Below are 13,954 nucleotides of genomic sequence, written 5' to 3' on the forward strand. Positions count from 1 at the left end.
GGCCGGTTCTTTGACGCGCATCAAGGAAGCCAGCGCCAGTGAATGCAATTCATAGCGCGTCCAAATCGCTTGAGTGAAAGGCGCGTCCAATGTCCTATAAGTCCATAATAGCGAATCTCGCGGTCGACGCGCCCCCTGCTGCCATTGTGAAAGTAGGTATCGAACTCGCAGAGCGTTTTGGCGCCCATCTCATTGGTCTGGCGGCGGCGGATGTTCCGCCTCTGGTCGCGACGGGCGAAGGCATGGTCTACGAAGGCGAGGTCATGCAGGTTCAGCGAACCGAAATCGAAAAGCGTATTGCCGAACTGCGTGCCGAGTTCGAAAGCCTGGTCCCGGCTTCGATTACAAGCGAATGGGGCCAAGCCGTCTGCAGCCCGACCCGGTTCCTCAGCGTTTTCGCCCGCGCAGCCGACCTTGTCGTGACCGGTGCGTCGGGAGACGACGTGTTTCGCGCCGCCGATGTTGGCAGCTTGGCGCTCGGCATCGGCCGGCCAGTCCTGGTCATCGGAAACAACGTCGAACACCTTCGCGCCAACACGGTCCTGGTTGCTTGGAAAGATACCAGGGAGGCGCGCCGGGCGGTAGCGGATGCCTTGCCCTTTTTGGCCAAGGCCAATGAGGTTGTCGTCGCCACGATCGCCAGCAACGGCGACGACAGCGTTCGTGACAGCCTCGCCGATGTGGCGGTCTATCTTGAGCACCATGGCATTATGGCCCAGACGGAACTGATCATCGGTGAAGTCGACGGCGAGCAGTTGTTGACATTCGCACGCTCGATCCATGCCGATATGATCGTCTCAGGCGCCTATGGCCATAGCCGCCTGCGCGAATGGGCGTTTGGTGGCGTCACCCGTACGCTGATTGAAGAGACCAGCATCAACCGTTTCCTGTCATATTGATGGAATCGAATATCGTGTCTCCGGGCGTGGACCAGGAATCCGTCACGGCGGCCGCAAGTCCCTATTGGTCGATCACCAGCGATGAGCTCGTGAGACGCTTGGCGACGTCCGCCACGTCTGGGCTGGCAGGATCCGAGGCCGCCTCTCGGCTCGTCAGATACGGCGCAAATATGCCGGCGTTGAAGCCAGGCGCGTCGGCGCTTACCGTGTTTGTTCGCCAGTTCCGCAGCCCACTCGTCCTGATCCTGATCTTCGCAGCCATCGTTTCGGCCTTCGTCGGCGAAGGTCAGGAGGCCGCAATCATCGGGGCGATCGTGCTGGCAAGTTGCGTTCTCAGCTTCACCCAGGAATATGGGGCGTCGCGAGCGACAGAGGCTCTTAAACAGCGCATCTCACGCAAGGCTATCGTGCTGCGCGACGGCCTCGAATCCTCCGTTTCTGCTGAAGAAATTGTGCCGGGCGATCTCATCCGGCTGTCGGCCGGAAACCTCATACCCGCCGATGGTATCATCCTCGAGGCGCTGGATTTCAACGTCAGCGAGGCGGTGCTGACCGGCGAAACCTTCCCCCTCTTGAAGACGGCGGGGCGATCAGACCCCGATGCGCCCGTCGCCCAACGCAACAATGCGGTGTTTACCGGCACATCCGTGCGCAGCGGCACTGCAACCGTACTTGCGGCCGCGACCGGCGCCCACACCGAATTCGCCTCCATCGCAGCGGCATTGGAGCGACAAATCCCGGAAACGGGTTTTGCCCGGGGTATCAGATTGTTTGGCTATCTGATGACCGAGATCATGCTGGCGATCGTCATCATGGTGTTTTTTGCAAATCTGATGCTGCATCGTCCGCTGATTGAATCGCTGTTGTTTTCGCTGGCTCTCGCGGTCGGCCTCACCCCGGAGCTGCTCCCGGCCATTATCAGCGTAACGCTTGCTCGTGGCGCCCGCGCCATGGCTGCCAACGGCGTCATCGTGCGCCGCCTCGATGCCATCGAGAATCTCGGCAGCATGGATCTGCTGTGCACCGATAAGACAGGTACGCTGACGAAAGGTGTAATCCACCTCGATGGATGGTTCGATGTCGATGGTAATCCGTCTGAGGAGATCCTGCTTTGGGCTCGTCTTAACGCCACCCTACAGACCGGACTGAAGAATCCGCTCGATGAGGCCATTGCGGGGGGTGGGAGCGCTTCATTGGGTGCTTTCACCAAGGTTGACGAACTGCCTTATGATTTCATTCGCAAGCGCCTCTCCGTTGTTGTGCGAAGCAAGGACGGTGGCGACCTCCTGATCACGAAAGGCGCGGTACACAACGTCCTCGAAACCTGCAGCTTCGTAGGCACAGCGAAAGGCCTGGAACCTCTCGAAGACGCTCACCGCGCGGCGATCGACAAGATATTTCGGCGCTGGAGCGCGGAGGGATATCGCGTCCTGGGGATAGCGACGCGTCGATTTGAAGGCTGCGGTCCCTACAGCAGGAAGGATGAGGTCGATCTCGCTTTCGCCGGTTTTCTGCTTTTCCTCGACCCGCCCAAGGAAGGCGTAAAGAACACGCTTGCCGAACTCGCCCACCGGGGCATCGCGGTGAAGGTCATTACGGGCGACAATCGCTACGTTGCCGCCCATCTTGCCCAAGCTGTCGGCTTGCGCAGCGATCGGATCTTGACCGGGGAGGAGCTGTCGAAGCTGACCAAGAGCGCGCTCTTTGCCGGAGTGCAGGACACCGATCTCTTCGTCGAGATCGATCCCAACCAGAAAGAACGCATCATCCAGGCCTTACGGAGCAGAGGCCATGTCGTTGGCTATCTTGGTGACGGTATCAACGATGCGCCCGCGCTTCATGAGGCCGACATCGGTGTCTCCGTCGACAGCGCATGCGATGTCGCGCGCGAGGCGGCCGATATCATCCTCCTCAAGCAGGATCTCGGCGTCCTGGTGCGGGGCGTCGACGACGGCCGCAAGACGTTCGCCAACACCATGAAATATATCTCGATCACCACCAGTGCCAATTTCGGCAACATGATCAGTATGGCCGTCGCTTCGCTGTTCCTGCCTTTCCTGCCGCTTCTGGCAAAGCAGATCCTGCTCAACAATTTCCTTTCCGACGTTCCCTCACTCGCCATCGCCAGTGACAATGTCGATCAAGACCAACTGCGACGGCCTCGCCACTGGGACATCAGCTTCGTGCGGCGGTTCATGATCAGCTTTGGCCTTGTGAGTTCGTTGTTCGACTTCGCAACCTTCGCCTTCCTGCTTTTGTTCGCTCACGCAACGGCGTCGACATTCCAGACCGCCTGGTTCGTCGAATCCTTGTTGACGGAGCTCGCCATTGTGCTCATCGTGCGCACGCACGGAGCTTTCTGGGCGAGCCGCCCGAGCCCGTTGCTTGCCTGGCTCACGCTAGCCGTCGGAATTGTCGCGATCGCGATCCCTTATCTGCCGTTCGCGGCATGGTTCGGCTTCGTGCCTCTGCCGCTACCGGTGCTGGCCGGACTTGCCTCCATCACCGCGCTCTACCTATTGGCATCGGAGGCGACAAAGCGCTGGTTCTTTGATCGTGACCGGAGAGGGTACAAGTCGAGTTTGGCGACGCTTCGCAAAAACACGACAACGCTGGGGTCTCATTACTGAATTGCCCGCACCTATGTGATCGTGGCGCGGCGCCCCTCAGGAACCAAATCGTGCTGAAGGGGGTTCGGCCCCGCCGCGGGTGTCGTTGTTGCGGAGAGCGTGCTGGCCAAACATGACGAGCGCAATATACCCCAAGGACGTGGCCGAGGGCCTCAAGGACAGGGGCGTTTGGCAGGAGAGCAGAAACAACCAGCAGCTGGTGCTGATACGGCGCTTGCTTTTGTGGCCAGACGAGCAATAAAAAACGGATGCGCCCAGCGGACTTTTGCGCTGCTCCAGTGCCGTGGCAAGAAGACTACGAAACCAGGATCACGGAGACCGGATCTGCGCAAAACAGATTGTCTTCGACGAACCTGACGCCTGCGACATTTTCAGCGGCGACGATGGCTGCCTGGCGCTCGCGTTCGTCGAAAATGGCGCCGCTGAGTTTCGCCACGCCCTTGTCCACCATCACGTTGATCAGGGCTTTGCCGGCCCATTTCTGCTTCGCAAGCTCGGCAATGATGCTCTGTCGTATCCGTTGGTCATCGATCGCTGTGGGCTCGGCATCCGGAAGGAGGCTGAGCAATGCCCGCACAATATCAGAGCGAGTAATAATGCCGACGACTCTCCTACCTTTCACGATCGGGATGCGTTTAACGTGGTGGTGCATCATGAGATCGACGATCTCGGCGAGTGACGCGGCAGGAGATGCAGTGACGACGCTGTCGGACATCACCTCTTCGATCCGTCGACCATTGGCCCGGACATATTCGTCGGCGGCTTTTCCGGGGCTGACCAGAAGCTCCAGCCAGCGCGAGCGCTTCTGTTGCGTGCCCAGTTCTCCTCGCTGCAGGAAATCGCCTTCGCTGACAATCCCCACCAGCGTGCCATCGCCACTAATGACAGGGAGGCCGCTGATCTTTTTCGACAGCATCAGCCCGGCCACCTCGGCGATCGAGGCAGACGGGTCCGTGCAGATGACTGGCTTGCTCATTATGGCTTCGGCTTGCATGGTCGCTCTCCGGAGATATTTCCATTCCCCAGCTTCCTAGATGCCGCATGAGCGATTGGCCTTGATCTGAATCATTTTACCCTCGAGACAAATGACCCAAGCTGGGCTGCAAATAACCGGGCGCGTGCCAGTCAACCAGCAATCGTGGTCTTGGCGACGTTCACGCCAAGTTCGTAGACAAGCAGTCCACCATAATAGGCCGTCGCCGTGACCAGAATTGCTCCGCCAATTTCGATCAGAGGAATAGCAATGGTCAGTAGCCGCAGTTCACGATTCCGCACCCAAAGGCCGAGCCTCACAAGGCCCCAGATCAGAAACGCGAACGCTGTGATGCCTCCCAGGCTCTCGTGGATCTCCGCTATGTCACTGCTGAAGCCGGCCGCTTCGGCATGATCGAGGGCAAGTCCGCCATAGAACCAGGTTCCAATGGCGAAAGCCCCGGCTGCGAGGGCGATAAAAGTCGAAATCGTCCCCGCGCCAGAACGCTTGGTTACCGTGTTGCCACGGGCGAGCGCCACAAGGTCGATTACTACCAGTGTGTAGATGAGGACAATGGGAAAATGCACGAGCATGGGATGAATATGCTGGACTGGAATCATGACAAGAAGATCTCCGGAGTGGCAAAGAGATGGCGCGGCGATAGAGTGGGCAGGTTTCGGCGATAGGGCAGTTGATCAGCGGGCGCTCGGCTCAATGGCAGGGCATAGGCTTTTCGATATTAGTCGCCGTCCCCCTGGCCGTCCTCGTCAGTGCTGCTGAAAACAGCTTTACTGGAAGCATAACTGTCGCCGCATTCGTGGTCACCGCCAACACCCTTGATCGCCTTGGGACCGGTGGCATCCTGCTTGGGAATGGCCTCCAGATCGATTGGCCCGGCAGGGGCAATTGAGGATGACGCTCCCCATGAACCTTCTTCAGATTCAGCGGCTGCCGGCAGGGCAAAGGTCGAGAAGCATCCGAGTGCTACGAGTAAGAACAGGGAATCGCGCATGGTTTCGACATCCTTTTTTCTGCGCGGCCATGATTGGCCCCGAGGAGGCCCTGATAGGGAACCTTTGCTTGCTGGCAGCTGTGGATGGTTGACAGCAAATTGAAAGCTTCGACGTGCGACATGCCTCGCTCATGATGGTCAACCTAAAGCGCCTAGCAATGCTGGGCCTGGCCGGGCTTGTCCTGGCCCAGCCACTCGCCGCGCGCGCTGACGAGGACGATGATGGCGATCATGACAGGGCGCGGGACCTCTACGAACACGGCGAGATAAAGGGCCTTTCCAATATCCTCGATATTGTTCGCGCGCAGGCTCCAGGCGACATCGTCGCGGTTGACCTCATCCGCAAGGCCAACAAATGGGTCTACCGATTCCAAGTCGTCGGCGCCGATGGCCGGCGAAAGACTGTCGATGTTGACGCCGGTGCCGGTGTCATCATGCGCGAAGGGGAGGGGGACTGATGAAGATCCTCCTGGCCGAGGACGAGCCCCGTATCGCCGCCGATATCGCGATAGCCCTTAAGGCATCCGGTATGGCGGTCGACATCGTTCGCGATGGAGAGGCTGCCTGGTTCGCAGGCGATGTAGAAAACTACGATGCTGCGATCCTGGACCTCGGGTTGCCGAAGCTCGATGGTCTGACGGTCTTGAAGCGCTGGCGGGCCAATGAGCGCAGGTTTCCGGTTCTCATCCTGACCGCAAGAGGCACGTGGACCGAACGCGTGGACGGCATCAATTCCGGTGCTGACGACTACCTTCCCAAGCCTTTCGAGATGGAAGAACTGCTCGCCCGATTGCGGGCAATCCTGCGGCGCTCGGCCGGGCAGTCGGCACCCATATTGAAGTCCGGGCTGTTGCTTCTGGATACGCGCCAAATGCGTATCTCGCTCCGTGGTGTTCCCGTTTCCCTGTCGCCGCTGGAGTACCGGCTCCTGGCATTTCTGATGCACCATGCCGGCCGAGTGGTGGCGCCGACCGAACTTGCTGAGCATCTCTACGATTCAGGGAACGACCGCGATCCGAACACGATCGAGGTGATCGTCGCGCGCTTGCGTCGCAAGCTTGGGAGTGGCGTCATCGAAACGCGGCGCGGCTTCGGGTATCTGATGCCCGATGATCCTGCCTGATGGGCAACTCGATCCGCTTCAGGCTGTGGCTGGCGGCAACGATCTCGATTCTTGTCGCGCTCGCCATAGCCGGCGCCGGCCTGCGCTATTTGTTCGAACTTCACGTCGAGCGGCGCGTCGTGGGCGAACTGACGGTCGACCTCAATGAGTTGATCGGCGCAACGAGCTTCACAAGCGACGGTCACCTGGTGGTGGCCCCGGTGCTCACCGACCCGCGCTTCGCCAATCCGCTGTCCGGTTACTACTGGCAGGTCGAAGACTTTACCACCGGCGGTCTCGAGCGCTCGCGATCTTTGTGGGACGCCAAGCTGGTCCTGCCTGCCCGCACCGCAAGTGGCGAGATGCGAACGGTAGAGGAGTTCACGGGTCCTGGCGGAGAACTCAGCATTGCGGTCGAGCGTACAATCATCGACGCTGGAGGTCGGTCCTTTCGCGCCATCGTGGCGGAAGACCATCGCACCGTTGAGATATCTGTAAGCGAATATGTTCGTGACCTCGCTCCGGCTCTCTTGATGCTCGCCGCAGTTCTCATGGCCGCGTTTTTCATCCAGATCACGATCGGTCTCGCACCTCTGGAGACCTTGCGGGCCGCCGTCGGAAGCGTGATTGCGCACCGAACGACACGGCTCGATGTGGTGGCACCGAGCGAAGTGCAGCCGCTCGCTGACGAAATCAATCGTCTTCTCAATGCCCAGGAGAAGGCTCTTGCTCGGGCCCGTTCGCGCGCCACCGATCTGGCGCACGGCCTCAAGACGCCGCTCCAGGTCCTGTCGGCTGACATCCGTGCCTTGCGCAAGAAAGGCGAGACGGATCTGGCCGACGAGATCGAGAAGAGCGCAGGAGCTATCCGGCGCCATGTCGAGCGGGAGCTCGCGCGCGCCCGCCTCGCGCCCGGCGTTTCCGGCGAGGCATCCTGCCGGGTATCGGAGGTCGCGGCCGGCGTCATTGCCGTCGTCAAGCGCACGCCAACTGGCAGGCAGCTTTCGTTCAAGATGGATGTCGCGGAGGATCTGACTGCGCCAATCGACGAAGGCGACCTGTCTGAAATTTTGGGCAATTTGATCGAGAACGCGGCACGCTACGCGAAATCGTCGATCCGCATCGATGCATCGGCCACAACCGCCGAGGTGATCGTCACCGTCACCGATGATGGCCCGGGTATACCGGATGCCGATCGGGAAACCGCTCTGTTCCGTGGTGTCCAGCTCGACAGCAAGGGCGGCAGCAGCGGTCTTGGCCTGGCCATCGTTTCCGACATCGTCGAAGCCTATGGGGGACGCCTTGCCATGGCCAACGCCGATCCGGGCCTGGCGGTGACCATTTCCTTGCCGCGGCATAGTTGAGCATGCTTCAGGCAAAACCCGGAAAATAGTCGACCTTTATCTTCGAACGGCGCACGCCCATGACCAGCAGCTTCTGGCGCAGCGCCTTGACCATCGCCTGCGGACCGGAAATGTAGAAAGTGCGCTCGAGGTAGTCGGGTGTGGCCAGACGGATCAGGCGCTCGTCGATGTTGCCGGGATACTGGCCGCGCTCAGCACCTTTCGCCACAGCATGGATCGTCTTGATTCCCAGTTCCTGCTTGGCGGCGTCAAGCACATCGCGATATGCGATGTCCTGCTGGCCTTGGGTTCCGTAGAGGATGACGATCGGTCGCTGCTCTTTACGGTCGATGAGATATTGCAGCATCGAGCGGAACGGCGTGATGCCGATCCCTCCGGCCAGGAACGCGATCTTGGTTTCACGCCGGGCCGGCAGCGTGAAATTGCCGGCCAGTTGCGCGGCGTGGATCGTGCTGCCTGGCTTCATCGTCATCAATTCGCGCTTGAAGGCGCTCGATTGCGGATAGAACTTGACGCCGAAGCGGACTGTTTCCTCAGTCGGAGCCGAGGCGACCGTGAAATAGCGGCGGTTGCCGCGATTGTCGGCGCGATCGAGGCCAAGCGTCCATTCGAGATACTGGCCGGCCTCGAAGGCGAGCTTGCGCGGCGACCGGAATACAAAGTCAAAGCTGTCGACGGCCGACTGCTCGATGCGTTCAAGAGTCAGCACGAAGCGTCCTTTGGGGCCTGCCGCATAGGCAAACAGGTTGCCGGCAATCAATGCCAATTCCGGCGTGAAATAGAACGAGCCGATATGGATGTTGGGAGCAAACAGAAAGCCGACGATGGCGGCAAAGGCCATACGCGGCCAACGCATCGTCGGCGCGGTCAGCGGCTCGGTCAGCATCACGAAGGCAAAGAACAGCAGAGGCGACGAACCCAGTGTCTCGGCAAGCGCGGTCCAGTATTGCGATGGATCGCTGGTTGCCAGAATGGTGGCCAGCGCCGCGACAACAAAGGTCGAGACAAGATCAAGCCGGCGCAGTTTACGGACAAGGAGCATGCCGCCGAAGAGCACGAGCGGCAGCAGCGGCAGATTGCCACCAACCCACCAAGTGGCTGGTTGGTCGAGCAGCAGCGCGGACAGCGCCACGCCCAGCGCAGCCGGATTGAAAAGGTGCTTCCGGCCGATGGCGAGAATGAACTTGGATGATATCGCCCAGGTGGACGCGAATGCCACCGCCGCGATCCCCTTGATGTCCGTGACCGCAACCGGATTGAGGATAAGCGCCAGGATGAGCGCGGTGATGTAGACGGACTCGTTATTGGCCGGGACTGCAAAGATCCGCGCAAAAACCTTGTTGGTAATCCAGCAGGCCGCCAGCGCCAAAGCCGTCGTGAAGCCGAGTGCAAGCGGGTCATGTGGCACCAGCTTGACGAAGCCGAGCACGAACGCCGCGCCGACCAGCGTGATCAGATAGTAGAGGACCAGCCGATACATGGTCAGGTGATCGAGAATTCGGTCGATGGTTTTGATCATGGCAGGCAAAGGGCTCCGAACCCGGTTGTCGGCGTGGCGCGGCCGTTGACGTCGATGAGATAGCCTTCCAGGCCTGCCGTCTGCTCGATAAAGAGAATGCCGTCGCGGCCCATGGCGAAGGCAGCGGTGGCGAACCGGTCGGCGTCGAGCACGTCGGCGCCGATGACGGTCAGGCTGACGATGTCCTGGATTGGGCCACCACTTCCGTGCGGGTTGTAGATATGTTGACCCCGGACATAGGTTCCGGAGGTCGCCACACCACGACGGCGGGGATAGACGACCTTTACGATCTCGTCCGCGTTGAAGGGATTGCGGATGCCGACGCTCCAGTCTTGGCCCCGCGCATTCTTGCCGCAGGACTGGATATCGCCGCCCGCTTCGATGAAGAAATCGCTGATGCCGGCCCGTTGAACGATGCCTGCCGCATTGCGGATTGCCCAGCCCTTGACGATGCCGGAAGGATCGAGCGATCCGTCGGGCTTGCGAATATCGAAGTATCCGTCCGTCTCGTCTCTCGTCTGTCTGGCGAGAGCGAGCACTTCCATCATCTCGCCGCTCCAATCGGCGACCGGAACGTCGCCACGGTTGATGGCCGCGATCTCGCTGTCGGCCCGGTATGTGCTGAAACGCCGGTCGATATGCTCGAAATAGCCGAAGACCGTGTCGACCAGCTCACCGGTCGACGCGCGACCGATGTCGACCGTTATGGGCATGCCCATCAAAATGCGCGTTTCACGCATGGACCTACGACGACGCTTTCTTCAACGCGCCGCGCAGCGACTGGATGAAAGCCCTGCTGGTTAGCGTCGCGCCCGAAATAATGTCGACATTGGCGCTTTGGGCGCTGATCGCTTCGTCGCGCAGCATGGGCAGCGCTTGCCTGTTGATGTTGATGGAGGTGCGGCGGTCGGATGGGTATTTCAGCACTTTCAGCGCGGTAAGCTGCCCGCGCTGTACCAGGGCCTGAATCTGGATGAGGCCGTAGTAGGCATCGGCCGTGGGGCCGGTGTAGACGCCGTCGGCATAGATCTTCATGCCCACTCGGATGACACGTGCCGGCGCATCCCGATATGCTGGCCTCGGCTGCGGGACTGGTATGTAGACGGCGGGAGTTACGGCGAATGAAGGTACCGATGGCGCAGGATCGGAGGCGGCCGGAGCCAGTGCCTGCTCCAGTGGCGCTCGCGACGGTTGTGGTGCCACCTGAACCACTGTTTGCTTGACCGGATCATATGGCCGTTCGGCGGGCGTTGCTATGCCAGCCGTCGTCTCGGGGGTCGGGAACCTTGTTCTGAACCGGGGCTCGAGGGGCGCCGGCAAGGTCCGAAGCAGCGGCAAAGTCGCAAAGGGTGCTGGCTCTTTTGGCTGCGCTGAAGGCGCTTCGGCTGCGTCGGCCGGCAGCCCTTCGCCGAGCATATCGTTTGCAGGATCCTTGCCGGCCTGATCCCAGACATAAGCGCCCGAGGCGGCGATCACGAAAAGTGACAAGGCAATCTGTTTCATCGGGTGTGTTTCCACGTTGAATCTCGCAGGGCGGGCTATCTGGTCCGCTCCGGAGGCAATATCCCACGACCAAGCTGACAACTGGCTGTCAGCCTATGCCGAGCTGCGAGGTGCCCGTTAAAGCTCATGGTTGAGACGGCAAATTGATTTGTCCTGGATCAACATGGTCGCATAAGCAGCGAGGTAGGAAGGTTCTCAAGCGAGGTAGCTGCCTATGACTGTCCCCAACGAGCCGGCGAGATACACCGGAATCCAGATAGTGCTGCATTGGACAATCGCGGTGCTGATCGTCCTGCAGCTTGTAATCGGCGAGGACATCAAGCCGGCTTACCGGGCGTTCTCACGCGGCGCCGAGCCTGCGGCCGGCGACGTCTTCAACGCGAACATTCATGTCTATGTCGGTCTGGCCGTTCTGGTGCTGGCGATCTGGCGGCTCGCGGTCCGTCTACGGCATGGCGTGCCTGCGGCGCCGCCCGAAGAAAGCGTCCTGTTGAAGCGGATTGCCGCAGCCGCCCATTTCCTGCTGTATCTTTTCATTTTCGGGATGCCGATTACCGGGGCGCTGGCATGGTACTTCAGCTTTGGAGCGATGGGGGAGATTCATGAACTCGCCAAGCCGGTGATCATCATTGTCGTCGGCCTCCATGCCGCAGCGGCGCTGTGGCAACATTTCTATGTGAAATCGGATGTGCTGGTCAGGATGCTGCGACCTGCCGGACGGCGCGCGCCGTGATGTCATGAGCCGGCTGCACAATGAAAACCACCTTATATCCCGCGTTGGCTGGTTGCGCGCCGCAGTGCTCGGCGCCAATGACGGCATTGTGTCGACGGCTAGCCTCATCGTTGGCGTGGCGGCGGCCGATGCCGCGGCCTCCAACGTTCTGGTTGCCGGCGTAGCCGGACTGGTCGCCGGCGCGATGTCGATGGCGGCCGGCGAGTATGTCTCGGTCAGTTCGCAGTCCGATACCGAACAAGCCGACCTTGCGCGTGAGAAAGGGGAACTGTCGACGCAGCCAGATTCCGAGCGACAGGAGCTTGCGGAGATCTATGTCAAACGTGGATTGGAGCCAACGCTTGCCTTTCAGGTCGCCGACCAATTGATGGCGAAGGACGCGCTTGGCGCCCACGCTCGTGACGAACTCGGTATTTCAGAGGTGACGACGGCTAGACCGATCCAAGCTGCGCTGTCGTCTGCGGCTGCATTTTCGGTTGGCGCGGCCATGCCATTGGCGATGGCACTTGTTTCGCCGGCCGCCTGGCTTGCCGCAACGGTGTCTGTTGCCTCGCTCCTGTTCCTGGCAGTCCTGGGTGCCATTGGGGCCAAGGTCGGCGGCGCCAGTGTGCTGAGGGCAACAGTCCGTGTCACATTCTGGGGTGCGTTTGCCATGGCGCTGACGGCCGGCATCGGTGCCGTCGTTGGTACTGCCGCCATCTGAGCCAGTGTGCGATTCTAGATTTCGTCGACGGCGCGAGCCGAGACCCTCAAGTTCCAGCCATCTGTCGGTGCCAAGCGGCATGGACCCGTCTCGGCACACTGCATCCCGGCGGCTGTTCGAACGGGTAGTGTGCTGAGAGTTCTGCAAATTCGCTGAGAGAGGGCGGTCTAGCCGCCGCGTCTCTTTGTAAGTCTCTGATCTTTATTGAGAAATTTGGTAGCGGGAGAGGGACTTGAACCCCCGACCCCAGGATTATGATTCCCGTGCTCTAACCAACTGAGCTACCCCGCCAGGGCGGCGAAAGGCCCGAAATCCTCCTTAAATCGAAAGGCATTTCGAGGCGTTCGCCAAGGTCGCGCGGATATAAGGTTGGGAGGGCGAGCCTGTCAAGCTTCGAAGCATTCCATATCGCCGCATATTCCCATTGCCGAAAAAGCTTTGCCGCGCCGACATTTGGTTGCAGCCGCCGGGGTTGAGTTCGAAGGGGCACGTCGCTATGTCTCGGCCACGAGTTTTTAGAGTTTGAAACAGATGAAGCCGCGCATTGCAGTCCTCGGTTGCGGATACTGGGGCAGCAACCATATCCGCACCCTCAAGGCACTCGGCGCGCTGCACGCGGTCTCGGACGCCAATCGCGCGCGCGCCGAAGGCTTTGCCAGCGAACAGGATTGCCTGGCGATCGAGCCCGACCAGCTGTTCGTCCGCGACGACATCGACGCCATCGTCATGGCTTTGCCGCCGCAGTTCCATGCCGACCTTTCCGTGCGCGCCGCCGAAAGCGGCAAGGATTTGCTGGTCGAGAAGCCGATCGCGCTGACGGTCGCGGATGCCGAGCGCTCGGTGCAGGCGGCCAAGGACAATGGCCGCGTCTTCATGGTGGGACATGTCCTGCGTTTCCACCCCGCCTTCGAGACGCTGAAGGGGCTGATCGACAAGGGCGAACTCGGCGAGGTCCGCTATATCCACTCGCATCGGCTCGGCCTCGGCAAGTTCCACACCGAGAACGATGCGCTGTGGGACCTGGCGCCGCACGATCTGTCGATGATCCTGGCCATCACCGGCACCGAGCCGATCGAGGTGCGCGGCGAGGGGGCGGCCCTGCTCGACAATCTCAGCGACTTCGCGCATCTGCACATGCGCTTTCCCAACGGCCTGCGCAGCCACCTCTTCGCGTCACGGCTCAATCCCTATCGCGAGCGGCGGCTGACCGTGGTCGGCACCAAGGCGATGGCGGTGTTCGACGATGTCGAGCCATGGGAGCGCAAGCTTGCCGTCTATCGTCACGCGGTGTGGCAGGACAGTGGCCAATGGGCGTTCACCACCAATGAGCCGTCCTATGTCGCGGTCGCGCAAGGCATGCCGCTGACGCGCGAGCTGGAGCATTTCATCCAGTGCATCGAGACGCGGGCCGAGCCACGCACCAGCGGCGAGGAAGCGATCAGGGTGCTGCGCATCCTGACGGCGGGAACGGTCACCCACACCAAGTCCTGAGAGACCGTTTGGAAATTCTACTCTG

14 protein-coding genes and 1 tRNA gene are annotated in these 13,954 nt (G+C 60.7%); 8 read left to right on the forward strand and 7 right to left on the reverse strand.

The genetic code is table 11. The features are described 5' to 3' along the window. Nucleotides 1–89: 89 nt before the first annotated feature. Both X743_RS158105 and mgtA read left to right on the forward strand, forming a co-directional pair. Nucleotides 90–899 (forward strand): universal stress protein, encoded by an 810-nt coding sequence (locus tag X743_RS158105; protein ID WP_023765266.1) that lies wholly within the window; start codon nucleotides 90–92, stop codon nucleotides 897–899. Further along, nucleotides 899–3,529: a magnesium-translocating P-type ATPase gene (gene mgtA, locus X743_RS158100; protein WP_023765267.1), complete on the forward strand. Its 2,631-nt coding sequence runs from the start codon at nucleotides 899–901 to the stop codon at nucleotides 3,527–3,529. The genes X743_RS158105 and mgtA overlap by 1 nt, the downstream gene beginning before the upstream one ends. Nucleotides 3,530–3,824: 295 nt before the next feature. Here the strand turns inward: mgtA and X743_RS158095 are convergent, their stop codons facing one another. The 3 genes from X743_RS158095 to X743_RS158085 all read right to left on the reverse strand — a co-directional run bounded on the left by X743_RS158095 (nucleotide 3,825) and on the right by X743_RS158085 (nucleotide 5,514). Next, a complete protein-coding gene (locus X743_RS158095) occupies nucleotides 3,825–4,523 on the reverse strand; it encodes a CBS domain-containing protein (RefSeq protein WP_023765269.1) in 699 nt (232 codons plus the stop codon). Between the two features lie 131 nt (nucleotides 4,524–4,654). Further along, on the reverse strand, nucleotides 4,655–5,122 hold the full coding sequence (locus X743_RS158090; protein WP_023765270.1) for a DUF2231 domain-containing protein: 468 nt from the start codon (nucleotides 5,120–5,122) through the stop codon (nucleotides 4,655–4,657). A 119-nt stretch (nucleotides 5,123–5,241) separates the two neighbouring features. Then, nucleotides 5,242–5,514 (reverse strand): hypothetical protein, encoded by a 273-nt coding sequence (locus tag X743_RS158085; RefSeq protein WP_023765271.1) that lies wholly within the window; start codon nucleotides 5,512–5,514, stop codon nucleotides 5,242–5,244. Between the two features lie 158 nt (nucleotides 5,515–5,672). Here X743_RS158085 and X743_RS158080 point away from each other — a divergent pair, with 158 nt between their 5' ends. Genes X743_RS158080 through X743_RS158070 form a run of 3 tightly spaced genes read left to right on the forward strand, consistent with a single transcriptional unit; the run spans nucleotide 5,673 to nucleotide 7,980 of the window. Then, the gene (locus tag X743_RS158080; protein WP_245264200.1) at nucleotides 5,673–5,972 is read left to right on the forward strand and encodes a PepSY domain-containing protein; all 300 of its coding nucleotides are present in this window, start codon (nucleotides 5,673–5,675) and stop codon (nucleotides 5,970–5,972) included. Next, nucleotides 5,972–6,637, forward strand: a complete 666-nt coding sequence (locus tag X743_RS158075; protein WP_023765273.1) for a response regulator transcription factor — start codon at nucleotides 5,972–5,974, stop codon at nucleotides 6,635–6,637. Before X743_RS158080 ends, X743_RS158075 begins: the two co-directional genes overlap by 1 nt. After that, nucleotides 6,637–7,980, forward strand: coding sequence for a HAMP domain-containing sensor histidine kinase (locus X743_RS158070; protein ID WP_031257653.1), 1,344 nt, complete (start codon nucleotides 6,637–6,639; stop codon nucleotides 7,978–7,980). The genes X743_RS158075 and X743_RS158070 overlap by 1 nt, the downstream gene beginning before the upstream one ends. Before the next feature lie 7 nt (nucleotides 7,981–7,987). Here X743_RS158070 and X743_RS158065 read toward each other — a convergent pair whose 3' ends face one another. Genes X743_RS158065 through X743_RS158055 form a run of 3 tightly spaced genes read right to left on the reverse strand, consistent with a single transcriptional unit; the run spans nucleotide 7,988 to nucleotide 11,002 of the window. Beyond that, nucleotides 7,988–9,499: an RnfABCDGE type electron transport complex subunit D gene (locus tag X743_RS158065; protein WP_023765275.1), complete on the reverse strand. Its 1,512-nt coding sequence runs from the start codon at nucleotides 9,497–9,499 to the stop codon at nucleotides 7,988–7,990. Beyond that, the gene (locus tag X743_RS158060; RefSeq protein ID WP_023765276.1) at nucleotides 9,496–10,218 is read right to left on the reverse strand and encodes an FAD:protein FMN transferase; all 723 of its coding nucleotides are present in this window, start codon (nucleotides 10,216–10,218) and stop codon (nucleotides 9,496–9,498) included. The genes X743_RS158065 and X743_RS158060 overlap by 4 nt, the downstream gene beginning before the upstream one ends. Before the next feature lie 25 nt (nucleotides 10,219–10,243). Continuing rightward, complete coding sequence (locus X743_RS158055) at nucleotides 10,244–11,002, reverse strand: FMN-binding protein (RefSeq protein ID WP_023765277.1); 759 nt, start codon at nucleotides 11,000–11,002, stop codon at nucleotides 10,244–10,246. A 214-nt stretch (nucleotides 11,003–11,216) separates the two neighbouring features. Here X743_RS158055 and X743_RS158050 point away from each other — a divergent pair, with 214 nt between their 5' ends. Both X743_RS158050 and X743_RS158045 read left to right on the forward strand, forming a co-directional pair. Further along, nucleotides 11,217–11,735 (forward strand): cytochrome b/b6 domain-containing protein, encoded by a 519-nt coding sequence (locus X743_RS158050; protein WP_023765278.1) that lies wholly within the window; start codon nucleotides 11,217–11,219, stop codon nucleotides 11,733–11,735. Nucleotides 11,736–11,739: 4 nt separating this feature from the next. Then, nucleotides 11,740–12,438: a VIT family protein gene (locus tag X743_RS158045; RefSeq protein WP_023765279.1), complete on the forward strand. Its 699-nt coding sequence runs from the start codon at nucleotides 11,740–11,742 to the stop codon at nucleotides 12,436–12,438. A 214-nt stretch (nucleotides 12,439–12,652) separates the two neighbouring features. Here X743_RS158045 and X743_RS158040 read toward each other — a convergent pair. Next, nucleotides 12,653–12,729 (reverse strand) — tRNA-Met (locus tag X743_RS158040). A gap of 240 nt (nucleotides 12,730–12,969) precedes the next feature. On the opposite strand from X743_RS158040, the gene X743_RS158035 reads away from it, so the two are divergent. After that, nucleotides 12,970–13,929 (forward strand): Gfo/Idh/MocA family oxidoreductase, encoded by a 960-nt coding sequence (locus X743_RS158035; protein ID WP_023765280.1) that lies wholly within the window; start codon nucleotides 12,970–12,972, stop codon nucleotides 13,927–13,929. The last annotated feature ends 25 nt before the right edge of the window (nucleotides 13,930–13,954 follow it).

This window comes from Mesorhizobium sp. LNHC232B00, from assembly GCF_000502435.1.
GTDB lineage: Bacteria > Pseudomonadota > Alphaproteobacteria > Rhizobiales > Rhizobiaceae > Mesorhizobium > Mesorhizobium opportunistum.

Bases quoted from the DNA above. Each gene is read 5' to 3' on its own strand.
- X743_RS158070 (WP_031257653.1), top strand. From the start codon at position 6,637: ATGGGCAACTCGATCCGCTTCAGGCTGTGGCTGGCGGCAACGATCTCG.
- X743_RS158075 (WP_023765273.1), top strand. From the start codon at position 5,972: ATGAAGATCCTCCTGGCCGAGGACGAGCCCCGTATCGCCGCCGATATC.
- X743_RS158090 (WP_023765270.1), bottom strand. From the start codon at position 5,122: ATGATTCCAGTCCAGCATATTCATCCCATGCTCGTGCATTTTCCCATT.
- X743_RS158055 (WP_023765277.1), bottom strand. From the start codon at position 11,002: ATGAAACAGATTGCCTTGTCACTTTTCGTGATCGCCGCCTCGGGCGCT.
- X743_RS158095 (WP_023765269.1), bottom strand. From the start codon at position 4,523: ATGCAAGCCGAAGCCATAATGAGCAAGCCAGTCATCTGCACGGACCCG.
- X743_RS158035 (WP_023765280.1), top strand. From the start codon at position 12,970: ATGAAGCCGCGCATTGCAGTCCTCGGTTGCGGATACTGGGGCAGCAAC.
- X743_RS158050 (WP_023765278.1), top strand. From the start codon at position 11,217: ATGACTGTCCCCAACGAGCCGGCGAGATACACCGGAATCCAGATAGTG.
- X743_RS158065 (WP_023765275.1), bottom strand. From the start codon at position 9,499: ATGATCAAAACCATCGACCGAATTCTCGATCACCTGACCATGTATCGG.
- X743_RS158080 (WP_245264200.1), top strand. From the start codon at position 5,673: ATGCTGGGCCTGGCCGGGCTTGTCCTGGCCCAGCCACTCGCCGCGCGC.
- X743_RS158085 (WP_023765271.1), bottom strand. From the start codon at position 5,514: ATGCGCGATTCCCTGTTCTTACTCGTAGCACTCGGATGCTTCTCGACC.
- mgtA (WP_023765267.1), top strand. From the start codon at position 899: ATGGAATCGAATATCGTGTCTCCGGGCGTGGACCAGGAATCCGTCACG.
- X743_RS158045 (WP_023765279.1), top strand. From the start codon at position 11,740: ATGAGCCGGCTGCACAATGAAAACCACCTTATATCCCGCGTTGGCTGG.
- X743_RS158105 (WP_023765266.1), top strand. From the start codon at position 90: ATGTCCTATAAGTCCATAATAGCGAATCTCGCGGTCGACGCGCCCCCT.
- X743_RS158060 (WP_023765276.1), bottom strand. From the start codon at position 10,218: ATGGGCATGCCCATAACGGTCGACATCGGTCGCGCGTCGACCGGTGAG.